The organism is Kitasatospora sp. NPDC094028 (assembly GCF_049543595.1).
In the GTDB taxonomy this organism is placed as follows: domain Bacteria; phylum Actinomycetota; class Actinomycetes; order Streptomycetales; family Streptomycetaceae; genus Kitasatospora.
Genome location: NZ_JBMVFA010000053.1, coordinates 21,601 through 40,318, shown reverse-complemented (window position 1 = coordinate 40,318; position 18,718 = coordinate 21,601). Strand labels below are relative to the sequence as shown.

General features: G+C 74.0%; 17 protein-coding genes. 2 read left to right on the top strand and 15 right to left on the bottom strand.

The annotated features are described in order from the left end of the window. Window positions 1-388: 388 nt before the first annotated feature. Window positions 389-835, bottom strand: a complete 447-nt coding sequence (locus ACPC54_RS39955) for a MarR family winged helix-turn-helix transcriptional regulator (protein ID WP_498972294.1) — start codon at window positions 833-835, stop codon at window positions 389-391. A 53-nt stretch (window positions 836-888) separates the two neighbouring features. Here ACPC54_RS39955 and ACPC54_RS39950 point away from each other — a divergent pair, with 53 nt between their 5' ends. Continuing rightward, window positions 889-1,671: an SDR family NAD(P)-dependent oxidoreductase gene (locus ACPC54_RS39950; RefSeq protein ID WP_498972292.1), complete on the top strand. Its 783-nt coding sequence runs from the start codon at window positions 889-891 to the stop codon at window positions 1,669-1,671. Between the two features lie 19 nt (window positions 1,672-1,690). Here ACPC54_RS39950 and ACPC54_RS39945 read toward each other — a convergent pair whose 3' ends face one another. The 3 genes from ACPC54_RS39945 to ACPC54_RS39935 form a co-directional block, all read right to left on the bottom strand. Beyond that, complete coding sequence (locus ACPC54_RS39945) at window positions 1,691-2,503, bottom strand: hypothetical protein (RefSeq protein ID WP_498972290.1); 813 nt, start codon at window positions 2,501-2,503, stop codon at window positions 1,691-1,693. 71 nt (window positions 2,504-2,574) lie between these two features. Then, window positions 2,575-3,081, bottom strand: a complete 507-nt coding sequence (locus tag ACPC54_RS39940; RefSeq protein ID WP_498972288.1) for a SigE family RNA polymerase sigma factor — start codon at window positions 3,079-3,081, stop codon at window positions 2,575-2,577. A 197-nt stretch (window positions 3,082-3,278) separates the two neighbouring features. Further along, window positions 3,279-4,940 carry a PLP-dependent aminotransferase family protein gene (locus ACPC54_RS39935; RefSeq protein ID WP_498972286.1) on the bottom strand — a complete coding sequence of 554 codons (1,662 nt, stop codon included), beginning with the start codon at window positions 4,938-4,940 and terminating at the stop codon, window positions 3,279-3,281. A 160-nt stretch (window positions 4,941-5,100) separates the two neighbouring features. Between ACPC54_RS39935 and ACPC54_RS39930 the strand changes: the two genes are divergently transcribed. Beyond that, window positions 5,101-5,589, top strand: coding sequence for an Lrp/AsnC family transcriptional regulator (locus tag ACPC54_RS39930; protein ID WP_498972284.1), 489 nt, complete (start codon window positions 5,101-5,103; stop codon window positions 5,587-5,589). Between the two features lies 1 nt (window position 5,590). Here the strand turns inward: ACPC54_RS39930 and ACPC54_RS39925 are convergent, their stop codons facing one another. From ACPC54_RS39925 to ACPC54_RS39875, 11 genes are read right to left on the bottom strand one after another with little or no spacing between them, the layout of a single operon-like run. Next, complete coding sequence (locus tag ACPC54_RS39925; protein ID WP_498972282.1) at window positions 5,591-5,797, bottom strand: hypothetical protein; 207 nt, start codon at window positions 5,795-5,797, stop codon at window positions 5,591-5,593. Window positions 5,798-5,815: 18 nt separating this feature from the next. Beyond that, window positions 5,816-7,264, bottom strand: a complete 1,449-nt coding sequence (locus ACPC54_RS39920) for a hypothetical protein (RefSeq protein ID WP_498972280.1) — start codon at window positions 7,262-7,264, stop codon at window positions 5,816-5,818. A gap of 5 nt (window positions 7,265-7,269) precedes the next feature. Then, on the bottom strand, window positions 7,270-8,787 hold the full coding sequence (locus ACPC54_RS39915; protein ID WP_498972278.1) for an autotransporter outer membrane beta-barrel domain-containing protein: 1,518 nt from the start codon (window positions 8,785-8,787) through the stop codon (window positions 7,270-7,272). Window positions 8,788-8,812: 25 nt separating this feature from the next. Continuing rightward, window positions 8,813-9,424: a hypothetical protein gene (locus ACPC54_RS39910; RefSeq protein WP_498972276.1), complete on the bottom strand. Its 612-nt coding sequence runs from the start codon at window positions 9,422-9,424 to the stop codon at window positions 8,813-8,815. Further along, on the bottom strand, window positions 9,421-13,743 hold the full coding sequence (locus ACPC54_RS39905) for a LamG-like jellyroll fold domain-containing protein (protein ID WP_498972274.1): 4,323 nt from the start codon (window positions 13,741-13,743) through the stop codon (window positions 9,421-9,423). Before ACPC54_RS39905 ends, ACPC54_RS39910 begins: the two co-directional genes overlap by 4 nt. After that, window positions 13,740-15,107, bottom strand: coding sequence for a baseplate J/gp47 family protein (locus ACPC54_RS39900; protein WP_498972272.1), 1,368 nt, complete (start codon window positions 15,105-15,107; stop codon window positions 13,740-13,742). The genes ACPC54_RS39905 and ACPC54_RS39900 overlap by 4 nt, the downstream gene beginning before the upstream one ends. Beyond that, window positions 15,100-15,657, bottom strand: a complete 558-nt coding sequence (locus ACPC54_RS39895) for a hypothetical protein (protein ID WP_498972270.1) — start codon at window positions 15,655-15,657, stop codon at window positions 15,100-15,102. Before ACPC54_RS39895 ends, ACPC54_RS39900 begins: the two co-directional genes overlap by 8 nt. Next, window positions 15,658-16,038, bottom strand: a complete 381-nt coding sequence (locus tag ACPC54_RS39890) for a hypothetical protein (RefSeq protein WP_498972268.1) — start codon at window positions 16,036-16,038, stop codon at window positions 15,658-15,660. It abuts the gene before it with no gap. Beyond that, window positions 16,038-17,795 (bottom strand): hypothetical protein, encoded by a 1,758-nt coding sequence (locus ACPC54_RS39885; protein WP_498972266.1) that lies wholly within the window; start codon window positions 17,793-17,795, stop codon window positions 16,038-16,040. Before ACPC54_RS39885 ends, ACPC54_RS39890 begins: the two co-directional genes overlap by 1 nt. Continuing rightward, complete coding sequence (locus tag ACPC54_RS39880; RefSeq protein WP_498972264.1) at window positions 17,786-18,220, bottom strand: hypothetical protein; 435 nt, start codon at window positions 18,218-18,220, stop codon at window positions 17,786-17,788. Before ACPC54_RS39880 ends, ACPC54_RS39885 begins: the two co-directional genes overlap by 10 nt. Next, window positions 18,217-18,714: a hypothetical protein gene (locus ACPC54_RS39875; protein WP_498972262.1), complete on the bottom strand. Its 498-nt coding sequence runs from the start codon at window positions 18,712-18,714 to the stop codon at window positions 18,217-18,219. Before ACPC54_RS39875 ends, ACPC54_RS39880 begins: the two co-directional genes overlap by 4 nt. Between the last annotated feature and the right edge of the window lie 4 nt (window positions 18,715-18,718).

The following is an 18,718-nucleotide window of genomic DNA, read 5'->3' as shown; positions in this document are numbered from 1 at the left end:
GGAACGGACGCTTCCTTCGAGCCGCCTTCCAGCGGGCCCTCCGGGCGCTTCGTTCTTTCGTGTTTCCAGCTTATCAGATGTTTTCCGCTCCGTTTTCCGGGGCTTCGTCATCCAACTCGCCGGTGCCTTCCGGGGCTTGACGCCCTGTCCGACGTTTCAAACTCTAGCCGATCCCCGCTCCGAAGAGCGAATCCGGCCGAGTTCGACCGCTATCCCGATAAACGCGCACGCCGAATCGAACCGGCACGCGGTGTTTTCGAAGGATTGGCCGCCCCGGGACCGTCCGCGCAGATGCGTGTCCGGTGCTCCCAGCCGAGCGACTGGGAGACAGTACTCCTCCGCCACGCCCAAAACAAAATGCGCAGGCCCGGACCGCGCGGCCGGCTCCTCAGGCACCCGGCGAGGAGTCCGCCACGACCGCGGCGCGGCACAGGCCGAGGATGCGTCGCAGCGCGTCGCGGTCGGCCGGGGAGAGCGCGTCGTACATGCGCTGTTCGATGGCGCCGGCGGCGGCGTCGGCGAGATCGGTCAGGCGCCTCCCCTCCTCGGAGAGGCGGTTGGGGCGGCTGTTGCGGTTCCAGTCGTCCTGCTCGCGCACGACGAGGCCCTTGGCTTCCAGGATCTTCAGTGTGGCCGCCGACGCCTGCGGCGTGACCAGGCACGCCCTGGCGATACCCGCGCCGCTGATCCCGGGGTTGTCGCGAAGCGCCAGCAGGGCGGCGTACTGGGCCACCGTGAGGCCCAGCGGCCTCAGCGCCTCGGTCTTCGCCGCCATGAACGCGACCTCGGCGGCCTTGATGTCGTACCCGAGCCGTTCACCCACCGTCAGCGCCATGGTGCCAGCCTACAGCCCTTGGCTATCATCAATGTCTTGATAGTCTTCAAGGCATGAATACTGCATTGGTGACGGGCGCCGCCTCCGGGCTCGGGCGCGAGATCGCGCTGGACCTGACGCGGCGCGGCTGGAGGCTGGTCCTGCCCGTGCGCACCGCGGCGCGGGCGCACGAGCTGGTGACGGCCGCGGAGACGATGGGCGCACCCGCGCCGGTGGTGGTCGCGTGCGATCTGTCCGACCACGTGGCGGTCCGGCGGATGTGCCGCACCGTCGCCGGCGAGGGCCGGTTGGACCTCGTGGTGAACAATGCCGCGGCCGGTGGCGGAGCCGATCCCAAGGTCAGGGAGACCAACGCCGCGGGGGTCGAGCTGCGGATGGCCGTGAACGCCGTCACGCCGCACCTGATCGCCCGGGAGCTGTCCGGTGCGCTGACCCCCGCGGGGCGGATCGTGCAGGTGGGCAGCATGGGACAGCTGCCGCTCGACCTGGACGACCTGAACCACGAGCGCGACTACGACGGGATCCGGGCCTACTGCCGCAGCAAGGTCGCCCTGGTGATGTCCGCGATCGAGCTGGCTCAAGCAGGCGTGCCGGTGAACGTCGTCCACCCGGCGCGGGAGATGCCCACTCCCCTGGTGCGCGAGAGCGGGTTCCCCGTCGCCTCGACGCTCGACGACGGGACTCTGGCCGTCCTCCGGGTGGCCCTCGACTCCGAGCTGGCCGGCGTGCGCGGCGCGTACTTCCACCGGTTCGACCGCGCCGAGCCCCACGCGCAGGCCCTCGATGCCCAGGCCCGGCGTCGCGTCGTGGCCTGGATCGAGGACCGGACGCCGTAGGGCCCCCGTCGCGCCGCGGTCAGCCGACCGCGGCGCGGATCGGCGCCCAGGTGGCCCCGGTGAGGGCGGCCACCGCCTGCTCCTCGGAGAGCGGCGGGGCCGGACGGGTCGGCTTCGGCACCTCACCGCCGCTGCCGCCACCGGTGCTGTTCCACTGCACCAGCTGGAGCTGCGCACCGGTCGACTTCAGGGTCACCGTCACGGTCCAGCGGCGGGCGGTGTCGGCGGCGGAGCCGGTGGCACCGCCCGGGCGCCGGGCCGCGGTCTGCTCCGACATCACCACGGCCCCGCCGGGGATCGCGGCACTGCTCGGCAGTTCGCTCACCTTGCAGGTGTCGCCTGCGGCACGGGGCTTCCAGTCGCAGCTCAGCCCGTCGCCGTCCTGGAGCGGCAGCTTGAGCCGCACCGCCGAGACACCGACGTTCGCGGCGCCGTGCCCGTCGTCGAGGACCAGTGAGCCGTTGGCGACGTACCCGCCGGACGGGTCCGCGGGGTTGTTGTCCTGCCCGGTCTCCTGGCTGAACCGGCCCCCGGGGAAGGTCGCCTCCAGCGTCTGGATCATCTGGGCCCCGGTGATCGCGGTACGGGGCGCCGCCATCGGCATCTCGTGCTCCGCCGCGGAGTGGCTCCCGGCGAGCACGTTGGGGAGCACCAGGCCGGCCGCGGCGAGCACGGCGCAGCCCGCGCCGGCCCCGGCGAGGAGGGCGGCGGTGCGGCGGCGCCGGCGGCTGCGGCCGCGTTCGACGGCACCGTTCAGGAAGGTGCCGAGGTCGGGGTCGAGGGCGTCGGTGGTGCGGTCCAGGGCGTGGGCGAGGTCTGTTTCGAACGGCATGCTGGCGTCACCTGTTCTGTTCTGTCGCTGATGGGGGCTCGGTGCGGTGTCGGCCTGGGCGGACCGGGTGCTCAGTGCGGCACCAGGTCGGACAGGCTGTCGCCGAGCAGTGCGCGCAGCCGGCCGAGTGCCCGGGTGCCCTGGGAGCGGACCGCGCTGCTGCTCAGCCGGAGCATCCGGGCGGTCTCCTCGATGCTGCGGTCCTCCCAGTAGCGCAGCAGCAGCACCGCCCGGTCGCGGGGCGGCAGTTGGCCGAGCGCGTCCAGCAGGGTGAGGCGCAGCGCGGCGTCCGGGCCGGTCGCCGCACTGTCCGGCAGGTTCCCGGTGGGGCGTTCGGTGCTGCTCCGGCGGCGGCGCAGGCTGAGGAAGGTGCGGACGAGCACCGTCTGGGCGTACGCCGCCGGGCTGTCGGCGCGGGCCACCCGCTTCCAGTGCACGTACACCCGGCTGAGGGTCTCCTGGACCAGGTCCTCGGCGAGGTGGGCGTCGCCGGCCGCGAGGACGTACGCCGATCGGTACAGCGCCTTCGCCCTCGCGGCGACGAACGCCAGGTACTCGTCCTCCTGTGCTGACTTCACTCGCTGCCCGCCCGTTCCCTGGTGATGTGATCTCCGTGCATACCCCTCATGACTACGTGGGGCGCCGGGATGTGGTGCGGGCGGGACTAAATTTTTTTCGCGGGCCCGTGCGGGCCGGACGCACGACGCGCCCCCCGGTCGACGACCGGGGGGCGCGGGTGGCACGGAAGGCACCGAAGGCGGCGGTGCCGGGCGGGTCAGCCCAGGATCGCCGGGTCCTCGGCGAGGTCGGCGAGCAGGGCGTCGAGCTTCGCCCGGTCGACCGAGGGCATCACGAAGACGTGCACGTAGGTGCGGCGGGTGGCTTCGTCGCCCGGGACGAGCAGCACGTCCTGGGAGGACAGCGACCACTTCGCCACCAGGTCGGCGCTCGGCTTGCGGAAGCGGACGGTGACGGCGCCCGGGGTGCGGGCCGGCCAGAGCTCGACGCCGAGCTCCTGCTCCATGGCGAGCAGGCGGTGCTCCAGGTAGGCGGCGAGCTCCTGGGCGGTGCGGATCCGGTCGACCTGGTCCTGGTAGGAGTGGCGGGACAGGTGGTCCCAGAGGATCAGCGGGGAGAAGCCGTTGCGGGAGCCGGCGAAGGTGGTGTCGGGCGCACCTATGTAGTCGGGCTGGGACGGCGGCGAGATCTGGTACTTCACCTTCGTCATGTAGATGCCGCAGGGCCAGGGCGCGCCGGCCCACTTGTGGCCGCTCATCGCGATCGAGGAGACCATGTCGACCTCGCCGTGCTCCGCGGTGGGGAGAGCGAGCCCGAAGTCGAACTCCGGCAGCTCGGTGTCCGGCGTCCAGCCGTACGCCGGGTCCTCGGAGGCCAGCCGCAGGAACGGCGCGTAGCCGGCGCCGAGCGCGCCGTCGACGTGGATCCAGAAGCCGCGGCGCACGTCGACCAGCGGCTGCCCGCTGTCCGGGCAGGTGCCGTACACGACCTCGCGGCGCACCAGGCCGTACCGCTCGAAGATCGGCAGCAGGCGCTCGCAGACCGTCCGGACGTCGTCGTGGGCGCCCTTGAAGGTGCTGCCGAGGTTGAGGTTGACGAAGACCGGGTGGCCCTTGGCGGCGAAGAACTCGACCAGCACGGCGAGCGCGTCGACGTCGATCTCGCCCGGGCCGTCCCAGGAGTACCCGGACGGGCCGGGGCGGGAGGGCACCTCGGCCGGCCACTCGCGGCGGCCGGTGGCCGGGTCGACCAGCGGGCACTCGTCCGGGTACAGCTCCAGGCCGACGGCCTGGAAGGTCTCGACGGCCAGCACCCGGACGGCCTTGGCGAAGGAGTAGTGGGTGTCCTCGGAGTAGAACGCCACCGGGCGGTGGGCGTTCGGGTTGTGCCGGTCGGGCTCGGCCTGGACGTAGCGGACCTCGTCGCGGGGGGCGGTCGGCGGGTGGATCAGGGCCTTGCCGCTGAGGTAGTCGCGGGCGTTCCAGAGCGCGTACATGTTGCCCTCGGTGGAGCCCATGGACAGCATGTAGCCCCAGTACGACTCGGGGTCGGCGGGGTCGTGCGGGCGCTTCGCGTGCCACAGCCGCGCGTAGTAGTCGAGGACGGCGCGCTCGATGACCTTGGTGTTCGGCTTGTAGCCGCCGCTCTGGAACGGGTCGCCGAGGTTGTTGATGTTGTTCGGCATGAACCGGGCCAGGTCCAGCGCGGTGCCCTGCATGTCCTGGGTGGCCTGGTAGCCGACCAGGTGCTTGCGCTTGCGGGTCAGGTACTCGTCCACCGTGTCGAGGGCGCGCAGCCGCTGGTCGTCGTCCAGGCCGGTCGCGGGGAGCACGAACTCGGCACCGTCCAGCTCCGGGCCCGGGTCGACGGCGGTCGCGGTCGGATCGGCGGGCGCGGCGAAGGTGGCGGTCGGGCTCATGGGCGGGGCACTCCGGGCGTGGTGGGGAGGTCGGGGGGCGTGCGCCGCCCGCGCCCAGGATGGAACTTTCCGGCGGTTTCCGGAAGCTCGTCCGAAGAAGATTCGGCCGAAGCCCGAACGGGCTTGCTCATCGACGGAAACGGCTGGGATCCTGGCGGGCATGCCGAACAATCCGCAGCAGCGGCGGACCCCCGTCGACGACACCGACCGGGCGATCATCCGCGCCCTGGCCGACAACGCACGCCTGCCGAACAACGCCCTCGCCGAGGCGGTGGGCATCGCCCCCTCCACCTGCCTGGCCCGGGTCCGCGCCCTCCAGGAGCGCGGCATCATCCGCGGCTACCGCGCCGAGGTCGACCCGGCGGCCATCGGCCTGCCGCTCCAGGCGATGATCTCCGTCCGGCTGCGCGCCCACACCCGCGAGCAGAACGAGAGCTTCCGCAACACCGCCCCCGACCTGCCCGGCGTCCTGGCCGTCTTCCACATGGCGGGCTCGGACGACTACCTGCTGCACGTCGGCGTCGCCGGCCCCGAGGCGCTGCGCGACTTCGTCGTCGACCACCTCACCACCCATCCGGCGGTGGCCCAGACCCGCACCAACCTGATCTTCGAGCAGATACCGGGCCGCCGCTACCTGGGGCAGGTCTGACTCAGGGGCCGGCCTCCTTCGGCTCGGCGGACTCCCCGTCCGCGGAGGTGAGCTCGCGCAGCACCTCGATCGCCCCGCTGATGCGCAGCAGGGTCTCCCGCAGGGCCGTCTCCTGCTGGACCAGGGCGCGGAGCCGGTCCTCGCCCTGCCGGAACTCCCCTTCGAGTTCGGCCAAGCGCGCTTGCATGGTCTGCGACATCTCCGGCATGGCTACCGCCCCTTCCGGTCAGGTGCTCGGCGGGCCGGCCGACCGCATGCTCTTGCTCGCCGGCTCCCCGTGCAGTTCGGGCTGCAGGTAGAGTCCGCGCTCGGCCTCCGGCTTGTCGACCTCGGGGACGACCCGGTGGGCGTTGGCCCAGCGGTCCTGACGCACGCCGGTGACCTGCCAGCAGACGGTCACCCGGGGCTTGTCGGTGCGGATGGTGAAGCTGTTGTCGTGGACCGGGCCGGTCACCGCCGCGAGCGCCAACTCGCCGACCGGGGTGAGCTGGTAGCGGTAGTCGCGGTTGAGCGCCTCGAAGTAGTCGGGCAGCGCGACCGTCGCGTTGCCCTCGCCGTCCGTGACGACGGTGCCGTCGTAGAGGTTGGTCATCTCCGGTGACTCGACGGCGGCGTGGAACAGGTACTTCTCGGCGGGCGCGAGCGGGTGGTCGATCCGGAACGTGGAATCCTGCTTGCTCAGCGTCCCGTTGACGACGACGTTGCCGTTGAAGACTCCGGCGACGGTCCCCGACGCCTGGATGGCGGTGTTGCCGCTGACGGTCAGGCCCACGGAGCCCCCGATGATCGTCGTGTCACCGCGGTTGACGTCCATCCACAGGCCCCATCCGATGCCGCCGCGCCCGTAGAAGCCGACGGTGTTGTCATCCTTCATCCCGATGAACGCCCGGTCCGTGTTCGCGACGCGCTGGAAGAGCCACAGCCCGGCCGAGCCGTCCGGCCCCTGGCGCAGGCGCACCCGGCGGGGGAAGTCCACCCCGGCCTCGCCCGGGGCGATCGTCAGCAGGTCGGTCCCGGCATCCCCGATGTGCAGCTTCCCGTCCTTCCCGGAGTACACGGAGAACATCGCGACCTCGGAGTCGAGGGTCAGCGGCCCGGACACGTTGACGGGACCGGTGAAATCGCCGGCGACTTCGGACCCCGTCGCCACGATCCCCCGCTGTCCACTGGCGAGCACCCCGACACCCTGCGGGTTCGTGCCCGACACCCCCGGCCCCTGCTGGCCCGTCCCCGACACCCCGGCGCCCGTTCCGCCACCCTGCCCCAGAACCCCCACCCCCTGGGTGCTCGTCCCCGAGACCCCGGCGCCCGTTCCGCCGCCATGTCCGAGGACCCCGACCCCCTGGGTGCTCGTCCCCGACACCCCGGGCAGGTTGCCGCCGCCCAGTCCGAGGACACCGGTGCCCTGGAGGCACACCCCGCGCAGGCCGACGCCGCCCGGCGCCAGGCAGGCCCCGTGTACCCCGACGCCGCCCGACGACATGTGGACGCCGAGGACGCCCGCCCCGGTCTCCACCTCGGGAACCGTCGGACCGGTGGTCACCACCGAGTCCGTGGCGCCGACGACGCCCGGTCCGATGTCGCTGTCCCCCCACACGCCGAATTGGATGCCCCGCTGGTCGGCTTGGAATCCGCTGACCCCGTTCTGCGACTGCGGGGGGCCGATGGACGGCATGGCACTCACACCTCCTTCGGGCTTGCACCCGGTTGCGGGCGGTGGCCGTTCGCGGCTATCGCGAGTTCGGGCGGCTTGCCCCTGGCCTCGGGGTGCAGGAAGTACCCGCGTTCCTCGGGGCGCTTCTCCTCCTCGGTCTCCATCGGGTGGGCCTGCGCCCAGACGTCGTCGCGGACGCCGGTGACCTGCCAGCAGACCTGCTGGCCGGCGGTGCCGCCCGCGACGGTGAAGCGGTTGTCGCTGACCGGTTCGGCGACGTACAGGCCGGGGGCCGGGGCGCCGAGCGGGGTCAGCTGGTAGTGGAAGTCCTGGTTCAACGCCTCGAACCAGGAGGGGAGTTCGACCACCGCACGGCCCTGCGGGTCCAGCGTCACGGTGCCGTCGTAGACGTTCTTGCGCTCGGGCGACTCGACGAAGGAGTGGCACAGGTAGCGGTTCGCCGGGTCCTGCGGGTGGTCGATCCGGAAGCCGCCACCGCCCTTGTGGAGGTTGCCGGTGATGGTGACGTCCCCCGTGAAGGCTCCCGCCACCGGACGCCCCTTGGCGGTGATCCCCACAACGCCATCGGCCTCCATCCCGTTGCCGAACAGGCTGCCGCCGGAGACCCCGGCGCCGCTGACACTGCTGCCCGACACACCCGGGGGGGCCGGGGGCGGGGGCAACGGGATCTTGACCGGCCCCAGGCCACCGAACACTGTCGAGGCTGCGGCGGAGAGGGCGTTGGGCGTCGTGACCGCGGTGGTCGTGAAGAGGGGGATGGGACGGAAGACGCCGCTGTGCCCGTAGACGGCGGTGCCTTCGCGGCTGAAGGCCGACACGGCGATGCCCGTGCCACTGCTGGCCGACAGGCCGGCGCCGCTCGTGCTCCCGGCGACGACGCCGTCGCCCTGGATGCTCGTGCCGGTCACTCCGGCGCCGCTCTGGCTGCTCCCGGTGACCCCGTCCGCGCTCTGGCTGCTTCCGGCGACCCCGCTGCCGCTCTGGCTGCTGCCGGTCACCCCCGCACCGCTCTGGCTGGTGCCGGTCACCCCGGCCGCGCTCGTGCTGGTACCGGCGACCCCGGCGGCGGACGAACTGGTGCCCTGGACGCCAGGACTCTGCGTCGCGGTGCCCGTCACCCCCGCGCCCTGCGCGCTGGTGCCCGCGACGCCCGGGCCGAGGGTGGCCGTGCCGGTCACCCCGGCGTGCTGGCCGCCGCCGGTGCCCGCGACGCCGGTGCCGTTCGCGCTGGTACCCGCGACGCCGGTGCCGTTCGCGCTGGTGCCGAGGACCGCCGTCCCGGTGTCCGCGTCGGCCATGCCGCGCACCCCGACGCCCTGGGCCGCGCCGTTGACGCCGAGTACGCCCGCACCGGCCTCGGCGGCCGGGCTGCCGGGGAGGCCGCTGCTGCCGATCACGCCGTCGCCGTCCGCGCTGTCCCCCCAGACGCCGAACTTGATCTGGTACTGGCTGGGTTGGAACCCGCTGGGCACGTCCTGCCCCTGGAGCTGCGCTGGTGCGGGTGGTGCGGTCGGGTTTGACATCGTGATCGCCTCGCTCGGCTCTGGCTCACTGGTAGGTGATCTGGAAGCAGAACAACTTGACCGTGTCGGTAGCCGTCACCGGCGCAAGGTCCGCCTCGATGAAGTACTTGTTCGCGGTGTTGTCGACGGTCGTCTGCGCCCCCGGCTTCGGCGGCACCGCCACGCCGAAGCCGGACACCGTGACGATCTCGGCGAACTGCCCGCTGCCGGTCACGGGCATGCTGCGCAGCACGATCGTGGGGAACACGGGGGGCGGCACGGCGCCCGGCGGGTTCGGCTCCCGGTCGCCGCTGACCATCAGTGACTTGATGACGACGTGGTCCGGCAGGACGACGTTCATGATGCCGTGCGCCTCCGTCGCCGTCGCCGGCTTCTGCGCGACGTCGAAGTTGAGTTCCCAGCCGGGCTTTCCGGGTTGGTCCGGAGCCAGGATCGGGGTGAGGCTCAGGCAGGAGGTGACGGTTCGGAACACCGTGTCGATCATCGGGTTCAGGTAGCCGTCCGCCAGCGTCCGGAACTCGGACTCCAGGTTGTGGAACCGGATGTTGAAGCCGTTCTCGCCGGCGGCCTGGACGCGGTCCTCGTTGTCGATCCAGTCGGTGTGGGTGAACGCGGGAACGTAGTGGCTCTGGGTCATGGTCCTTCGTCCTTGTCCGGTCGGTGGAAGCGGGACGGCGGTTGGTCGGATGTGTGGAACGTCGGGAAGGTGTAGTCGGGCAGCAGGTCGGCATCGGCCGAGGCGCCGGACAGCTCGCGGACGTGGGCGCGCAGGCGGTCGGTGCGGACCTCCACGCCGATCGGATGGAACCAGTTGACGATGTTCAGCACCAGGTCGTACTGCTCCTTGTCGATCACCACGTCCGGCCGGGCGTCCAGGTCCGGCCGCAGGCGCACCTCGCACTGGTAGGGCAGCAGGCCGCCGCCGGGCAGGTAGTCGGCCCGGACCGGGACGAGGCCCGGCACCAGTCCGGTGACCCGGGTGGCCTGGGCGGAGGGCGAGGCGGGCTCGGCCCGGCCGGGGCCGACCGGGGCCGTGGACCAGGCCAGGTCCGTCACGCCGGACGGGCCGAGCGGCTGGCGCGCGGCCAACTGCGGTGGCCGCGGCGGGAGTTGTCCGAGCGGGGTCTGGTCGGCGACCAGCAGGGAGCCGGCCGCCGCCGGGGCGGCGAACAGGCAGGCCCGGTAGCCCGCGCCGGTCGGCGAGGCGGCCAGCACCCCGCAGTCGCCGCCCGGGGCGAAGGTGAGCGGCAGCAGGGCGTCCCGGTGGGCGTCGACCACCTGGACGCGCCCGGCCGCCGGCCCCGAGCCCGCGAGGGACACGTACAGCACGCTCCCGTCCGCGGCCGGGCACACGGCCAGCGGGAGGGTGCCCGGCGGGAAGGCGTCGAGAGTGGTCTTCGGCGCGGTCGGAGCGGTGGCGCCGGTCGGGTAGACCAGGACGGCGCCGGCGGGTCTGCCGTCCGGCCCGGGGCGGCTCACCCCGACGTACAGCTTGGTGCCGTCCGGGGCGAGGGCGGCGCAGCGCGTCGTACTGCCGGTGCCGGTGGGGACGGCGGCGCCCAGGAGTTGCGGGGCCGCGCGGATCACCAGGCAGAACCGGCCGCCGTCGAGCAGCACCGCGAGCTGCGGGCAGTTCGGGCTGACGGCGAGGGCGCTCGGCACGCCGGGCAGGTCCAGGCTGCTGCCGGTCTGCTGCCCGCTCTGCGGGTCGTACGCGCGCAGCGTGTTGTCGCCGGTACAGGCGGCGTAGAGCCGCTGGCCGTCGGTGCCCAGGGCGACCGGTCCGGGGGCGGGAACGGTGCCGAGCGGGCCCAGCGTGGCCGGGTCGAGCACCGACAGCAGGCGGGCCCGCTCGTGCGCCGCGTACAGCCGGCCGCCGGCGAGGGCGAGCGCGCCCGGGAACGGGGCGACCGGGGCGGCGGCGGCGAAGGCCGGGACGGGCAGGTCGGTGGGCAGGCCGGCGGCCAGTTGGAAGGCCGCGACCCGGTGGCTGTCGTGCTCGGCGACGTACAGCCGGCCGCCGTCCGGGGCCAGGCAGGCCGCCACCGGGGTGGCCCGCGGGGCGACCGCCACCGCCACCGACTCCCCCACCCGGACCTCGGCGGCCGGGCCGGCGACCGTGACCGCGAGCTGCTCCCCGGGGCCCACGGCGACCCGGACGGTGGCGCGGGTGTCGGGCGGCGCGGCGGCCTGGACGGCGATGTGGTCGAAGCCCGCGGCGAAGGCGAGCGCCGCCAGGGCCGGGGCGGACAGCGCCTGGGCGGGCGCGGCCGGGTTGTCGTGGCGCAGCGTCAGCGCCCGGCCCTGGCCGGCCAGGCCGGGGTCGGGTGCGCCCGGGACGGGTGGGGTGTAGGCGGCGAGCACGGTGAGGATGCCGCCGGCCGGGCCGGTCAGGGCGAGCAGCCGGTCCAGGGCCGCTGACGTGGCGGGCTGCATCCGGCGGTTGTTCGGGTCGGTGCCGTAGGCCGCCACGGGCCGGTCGGTCAGGTCGTCGGTGCGCAGCTGGAGGTAGCTCGGGTCGAAGTCGTCGGTGACCGTCCCGGCCGCCTGCGCCTCGGTGGCGCCGAGCAGGCCGTCCCGGGAGATCGACGTGCCGGGGGTGAGCGCGGTGTCGGGCAGGCCGATCCGGACGGTGCGGCTGCCGCTGCGGGTGTGGCCGCCGACGGTGACGTCGGCGGTGACGGTGACGTTCCCGGCGGCGAGGGCCTGCAGCACGGCCTGCGGGCCGGTCGGCGCGGCGGCGCCGGGAGCCGGGGCCGGGGTGACGGGTGCGACGGTGGCGTCGCCGGGGCCGCCGCGGGTGACGGACCAGCGGATCGAGGCGCCGGCCAGGCCCTTCGGCGGCGGGTCCGGGCCGTTCAGCGGCGGGTCCAGGCCGAGGGTGAGGGTCCGGCCGGCCGTCACGTCCGGGACGCCCCGGCCGGTCCCGTCCGGTCCGCTCACGTCCGGTCCGCTCACGACCGTTCCGCTCGCGGCCGCGCCGGGCCCGCCCGACAGGGTGACGGCGAAGGCGTCACCGGGCGGCTGCACGGCCCGGATCACCTGGTCGGCCGTGCAGCTGACCCAGCCGAAGCCGGCCGCGTGGGCCTGGGCGCCGAGTTCCCCGAGGGTGAGCCCGGCCACCCCCGGGGCGGGGTCGGTGTACCGCAGCTCCAGGGCCCGCCCGACGGCGTGCAGGTCGGTGGCGGCCGGGTCGTAGGCGCGGACGACGCTCAGCGTGCCGCCGTGCCCAACGAGCCGGGCGAGCAGTGCGTCCAGGGCGCGCCGGGCGGTGAGCTGCATCAGCCGGTTGCCGTCCTGCCCCGCGAAGTCGAGGCCGGGCGCGTCCGGGTGGCGACAGAGCCAGGCCGGGTCGAAGTCGGGTTCGTCGTCGACGGTGCCGGCGGCCTGTGCCTCGGTGCGCAGCCGGTCGCCGTCCGCGGTGATGCTCTGGCCGACGGTGAGCGGCCCGGGCAGCACCCGCAGGTCGGCCGAGCCGGTGGCGATCGGGGCGGGGGTCTCGTCGATCAGGAACGCGTCGGCCTGGCCGGCGACCGGCCCGGTGGCCTGGTTGAGGGCGGTCTCCAGCGCGTCGTGGGTGGGGACCAGCCAGCGCTGGAAGATGAGCAGCCGGTTGCGGTACTTCGCGTCGCCCTCGCCCGTCACCGGGTCGAAGGAGGTGCGGGCCACCCGGGAGACCCGGACCTCCTCGATACGGCCGGTGAACTGGGCGGTGACGACGCCGCCGAGGAGGGCGAGGTCGATTTCGGTGCCCCGGCCGATGACCAGCGGTTCGGTGCTCGTGAGGGGGCCCAGTCCGTCCAGTCGCCGCCGGTCGACCTCGACGCCGTCCAGGTACAGCCGGGCGACGGCTCCGGCCGTGGTGCGGCTGAGGGTGCCCGCGAGGTGGTGGAAGAGCCCGTCGCCGACGTCCCGGTCGGCGAAGAGCTCGGTCTCGGTCGTGCCGTCGGCGAGCGAGAAGCGGGGGTTGCGCGCGATGCCGCGGTAGTGGCCGAGGGTGAGGGCCCAGCCGCGCCCGGCGGCGGTGTCGAGCGGTGCGCGTTTCGCCAGCACGGCGCCGGTGGCGGTGGCGGCGAGGTCGGGCCGGATCACGGCCTCGACCGTGAAGTCCCCGGCGAAGGCGAGGTCGGGGCGGTCGGGGACGCTGACTGCGCTGCCCTTGGTGTCGTCCGGGGCGGGCGGCACGGTGAAGCCGAAGGCGAGCGAGAACCTGCCGGCGGCGCCCCACCGGGCGGCGCCGATGACGGTGCCCCGGCGGGTGGGGTCGGCCGGGGCGGTGGCGTCGGCGACCGCGGTGACCTGCGAACTGCCCGGCGGGGGACGGTCGTTCAGGTGGTACAGCGCCAGCGTGTCCTGGTCCGGGCTGTGCGGCCGCGGCGGGAAGCGCGGTGCGCCGAGGTCCAGTCCCAGCAGGTCCAGGCTGGCGCCGTGGGCGGTGAGGGCGCCGCGCTGGCCGGCGACGTCGGCGAGCCGCCGGGTGAGGTCCTGGTAGTCCTGGCCGATCGTCCAGAGCAGCCGGGCGAGGGTGCCGAGCAGGGCGGTGAGCTCCCAGTCGGCCGCGGGGGCCGGCGCCGGCGGCAGCGGGGTCAGCGCGGTCACCCGCAGCGCGTCGGTGAACTCGTCGGCGCGCCCGGGCAGTTCGACGGCCACCGGGTCGCCGCCGGGCCAGCCGGCCGGGAACGGGACGTCGACCGTCTCCTCGGCGGCGCCGGGGGCCCCGGTCCGGGTGAAGGCGACCCGGACGGTCAGCGGCTCGGTGGTGTCCCGGAGGGGCGCCAGCAGGTAGCGCGGCGCGTCGGGGGCCCGCCCGTACCGCAGTCGGTACGCCGCGAAGTCGTAGCGGGCACGCAGCGCGCCGGCGCCGTCTGGTTCGAGCGGCACGGCGAGCCGTTCCATGCCCCGGTCGTAGGCGGGGGTGAGGCCGGTGCGCATGACGTCCAGGAAAGAGGCGCTCATCGGACGGCCACCTTGAGGTCGATCAGCGGACTGTCGAGGTCGAAGCGGGCGATCTGGTCGGCGGCCAGGGTGAGGTTCTCGCCCACCGACAGCTCCTCCGCGTCGCCGAACACCCCGCCGGCGAAGCCGATCTCGCCGAACCCGGGGGCGCTGCGGCGCAGCCGCAGGTTCTGCACGTCCACCACGCCGACGACGGACCGGGCGGTCAGCACCAGGTCGGAGTGGAGCACGCCACGGCCCAGCCGCAGCCGGTCGACCCCGGCGTGGACGGCGGCGAGGATGTCGCCCCGGACGGCGTCGGGATCGTGGCCGGGCTCGATGACCAGGGTGGCCCGGATGCCGACGTCGACCTGGTTGGCCGGGCGGATGTTCGGGAAGACCGACACCGGCCGCCACTGCCGGACGGTCTCCAGCACCGCGTCGTACACCGGCGGCAGGCCGGTGCCGTCCGGGTGCCAGGCCCAGCCGGGCTCGACGGCGACGACGACGTCGAAGAAGTACGGGGAGCCGGTGCGGGGCCCGGCGGAGAACGCGCGCTGTCCGAAGCGGTAGGTGTGGAAGACGGCGCGGGAGGCGTCGATGCCGCCGAGCGGGTCGAAGACCGCCGCGTCGCGGACACCGGGCAGGTCCAGCAGCTGGGCGAGCACGGCGTCCTGGGTCCACAGGGTGCGGGGGACGCCGAGCAGCCGGGCGCGGAAGACGTCGTCGGGTTCGACCCGGTCGCCGCCGGTGATCGCGGTGGGGGTGGCGACGGTGACCGTGGCGGGCCCGAGGTCGAGGTGCAACGCGGCCCAGTGGGGCTCCAGTTGGAGTGCCCGGCCGGCCGCCAGGTTGCCGCCGGTGCCGCGTTCGACGGCCTGGACGCCGACGGTGAGGGCGGGCGCGCCCGCGGTGAGGGCGGCGCCGGCGGTGGTCCGCAGGCTGACCCGCGGGAGGTCGGCGGTCTGCAGGACGGTGCCCTCCGGCAGCACGAAGCGCCGGTCCGGGTCGGCGCCGCCGAGGGTCAGCGCGACCTCCCCGGTGGCCGGCAGGAACCGGCGGACCAGGCCGAGGTCGGTGCCGAGCAGGTCGAGCGCGTCGCCCTGGGCGGTGGTGGCGAAGTTGGCGTAGTACTGGTCCTCCAGCCCCAGCCAGAGTTCGTGCACGTGCACGGCGGCGGCGTCCAGCACCTTGCGCAGCGCCGAGCCGGAACCGAGGTCGACGTCGCTGCCGAACATGGCCCTGGCGCGGGCCTGTTGGTCGGCGGTGATCCGGTCGATGCCCTTGACCACGAAGCCGTCCGCGGTCACGCCGTACGGGCCGTTCGGGGAGGCTGCGGGGCCGGTGGGACCGGTGAGGTCCGTGAGGCCGGTGAGGTCAGTCAAGGCGTCCCCCTGACTCGAGCGTCAGCGCGGCGCCGGCGACGGTGTCGACGACCGCGTAGACGGTGTACTCGCGGCTCGCCCGGATGGCCCGGACGATCCGCTCCTGGGCCGCGGCGTCGAGGCCCGGCCGGAGGTCGAAGTAGCGCGGATCGTCCTGGAAGAAGACCTCCCGGACGTCGGTGACGCGCCGGTCCGCGCTGAGGCAGCGGACCAGCTCCATCCTGATGTACTCCTTGCGGGCGTGGAGACCGAGGGCGTAGCGGCCGACGGCGAGGCGGTCGAAGCCGAAGGCGGTGTTCAGCGGGTCGCCGCCGAGCTGGGTGCGGATGCTCAGCACCAGTGCCTGGGTGAGCGCGTCCAGGCCCTCGATCTCGGCGGGGCCCCGGGTGGCCGGGTCGACGACCAGGTCGCCGTCGTCCAGGGCGAGACTCCGGCCGAGGCTGGGCGCCCCGCTCGCGCCGCTCGCGCCGCTCGGGCCGCTGTCGGCACCGGGGAGTACGGGCGGCGGGAGGCCGAGGTCGGTGAACGGGTCGAGGCCGGGGTCGGTCATTCAGATCGCCTCCAGGAGCTGCTGCCCGGCGTCGGTGATCGTCCAGGTGCCGGGCCCGGCACCGCTGACGGTCGTGCCGTTGGCGGTGGCGAGCAGGGCCGGTGTGCCGCCGACCGTGAGCTTGGTGGCGAGGCCGGGCGGCAGGGTCGGCGCGGTCACGCAGGCCTGGAACTTGGGCGGGGTGGTCGGGGTCTGGGCCGTGCACGGGGTGGTCATGCCGGCGACGGGGCTGTCCGGCGCACCGAACCGGAAGCCCGCCTCCGCGCCTTGGACGAGCACTCCGTGACCTCCCACGGTGAGGCTCTGGCTGCCGCCGCCGAGCTTGCACTGCCCGCCGTGCGAGCACTGGATGACCGCGCCTTCGACGAGGACCAGGGGCATCACGTGATCGCCACCTTTCCGTCTCCCACCGTCAGCGTCGCCCCGCCCGCGCTGACGGTGACCTTGCCGCTGCTCGACGTGATCTTGACGTTGCCGTCCGTGTCGATCCGCACCTCGGTGCCCGACTTGTGGCTCAGCAGGAACTCCTCCGCCGTGCCCTCGGTGGGCCGCTCGCCGACGTCGGAGCAGGCCGAGGTGCCGACCGTCAGCTTCAGCCCGACCGCCTCGACCACCCGGCGGCCGTCCGCCGCGGTGAGGTCGTTGGCGCCCTTGCCGTCCGGGCGCGGGTCCGGGCCGGCCGAGAGCTTGGTCGGCAGGCACAGCCACCAGTCGCCGGCCTTCGCCTTCGGGCGGTCCATGGCCGGCTCGTTGGCCCACAGGAACCCGGTGACCACGGAGTCCGAGCGGACGGCGCGCACCTCGTTCAGCAGCGCCCGCATCCCGGCGTACACCGGGACGGACAGGCCGACCTTGTGCCAGGCGAACGGCGCGGCCAGCGGTTCGCCGTGCAGGACCGGCCCGCCGTCGCCGATCGCCAGGTCCACGCTCGGCGAGGCGGTCTCCGGGGCCTCGCCCTGCCCGTACGCCACGTCCGCGACCCGCTTCTCGGGTACGGCGGAGCGGACCTGGCCGACGTCCACGGCGGGCGTGACGGTCCGCACGTCGCGGATCCGGCCGGCGATCGCGTCGGCGATCGCGGCCGGGCTGCCCTGGCGCGCGGCCTCGGTGTTCTTCCGGTTGCCCTGGTCGCCGGTCCCGGCCTTGAACGCGGCGGCCCGGCCGGTGCAGCGGTAGCCCTCGCGCGGGGAGAAGGAGTGGGTGAGCTGGATGATCCGGAAGTCCCTGAACGCCTGGTAGCCGTCCACGTTCGCCCCCGCGAGCTGGCCGGCGCGCAGCTCGGGCAGGCCGAGCACGGTGAAGTCGAAGGCCGTCACGGAGGTCTGGTCCGGCAGGTCGTCGTCTACCCGGTGCTTGCCGTCGGTGCCGGCCTGCACCGGCTCGAACTCGGCCAGCCGGGCCGTGCTCCCCGGCACGAACAGCGTGTCCTCCTTGGTGAGGAAGGCGAGCAGCCCGGTGGGGTCGGGCACCTTCAGCCCGCCGGGCCCGGCCGGCGGGTACGTGACGGCCGTGCCGAACTGCACCGTGCCGTCCTGCACCAGGATCTCGGCCCTGGACTGGCGGGCCAGCTCCTCCAGCACGGTGAAGGCGTTCGTCGCGTCCACGGCGATCCGCTCGACGGACTTCGTCGGCGTCGCGCCCTCCGCGAGGGTCAGGCCGGCCTTGGCCACGATCGCCCTGGCCGCGTCGGCGGGGCTGATGTCCGTCCCGGCGTAGTGGGCCAGCTTGCTGCCGCCCTTGGCGTCGTCGAGCTTCTTGGTGCCGCGCAGCAGGAACGCGGCCTTCTCGTAGCCGGTCAGCCGCACCCCGAGCGGCGGGTACCGCCTGGAGACGGTCATCCCGTCCACCAGGCCCTTCAGCACGGGCTTGCGCGAGCCGGGCGACTCCAGGTAGCCGAGGGTGATCTCGACCGCCACCGCGCCCTTCGGGCTCCCGCGCTCGCCGGTCAACGCCTTGGCCAGGGTCCGGTGGGCCGAGAGCGGCAGGGCGGCGAACTGCACGGTGAACTCGCCCGGTTGGCCGAGACCGTAGGTCACGGTGATCTCGGCGTCGCTGAGGATCCGGCCGCCCGACGTGTCGTTGGACACCTCGATGCCCAGATCCGGGAAGAACACCCGGTACCAGAGGATCACGCCCATCGCTGCGCCACCCCGATCACGATCCGGCTGCCGTAGTGGCCGGGGCCGTTGAGGTTGCCGCGGGCCAGCCGGGCCTCCTGCAGCCGGATCGCCAACTGCCCGGCGTGGTGGACCAGTCCGGGCTCGACGACGAGTTTGCGCAGGAACACCACCCGGGGCCCGTCCGGCCCGTCGCGCACCACACGCAGGACCAGGTAGCCCGGGGGCTCGGCCGCCGCGGTGATCGGGCCGGGCGCGGCCAGGTCGTAGAGCGTCTGCGGCGGGTCGTCGGCCGGGGCGGTGAGGCGGGCGTACAGGCCGAAGTCGTAGGCGGTCGGGCCGACCAGGCAGCCGAAGGCCTGGGGCAGTCCCTCGTCCGGCTCGACCGGCAACCGGAAGAAGTCCAGCGGGGGTTCGGGCGGGTATCCGGCATCGGGCGTGCTCACAGCCTGCCTCCCAACTGGCGCCGGACGGGCACCATGTCGCTGACGCTGGGCACGGCGGCGATGCCGGCGGCCAGCAGCAGGTCCAGGGCGTCGCCCAGGACGGCGGTGAGGGTGGAACGCGGAACGTGCTCCAGGGTGATGCTCACGTCGATCGCGTCGCGCTTCTGGTTGGACTGGGTGAAGCGCAGGCTGGTGATCTGCATGTCGAGGTTGATGGTCATCCCGCAGACCACCGGGAGCCCGGCCAGGTTCATCGCGGGCGCGGCGGCCGGCGCCAGGGCGCGGGAGGTCAGCGCCATCGCCTCCAGGCCCTTCTTGACGAGCAGCCGGGTGCGCCCGACCAGCACCGCCTCGACCGAGATGGTCCGGGTGGTGGGCGACACCAGCTGGGCCAGCCGGCTGCCGGCGATCCGGACCACCTGGTAGCCCTCGTTGAGGGTCAGGCTGGTGACCGTGAACAGCGGCACCGCGCCGATCAGGACGGGGACGTTCACACCG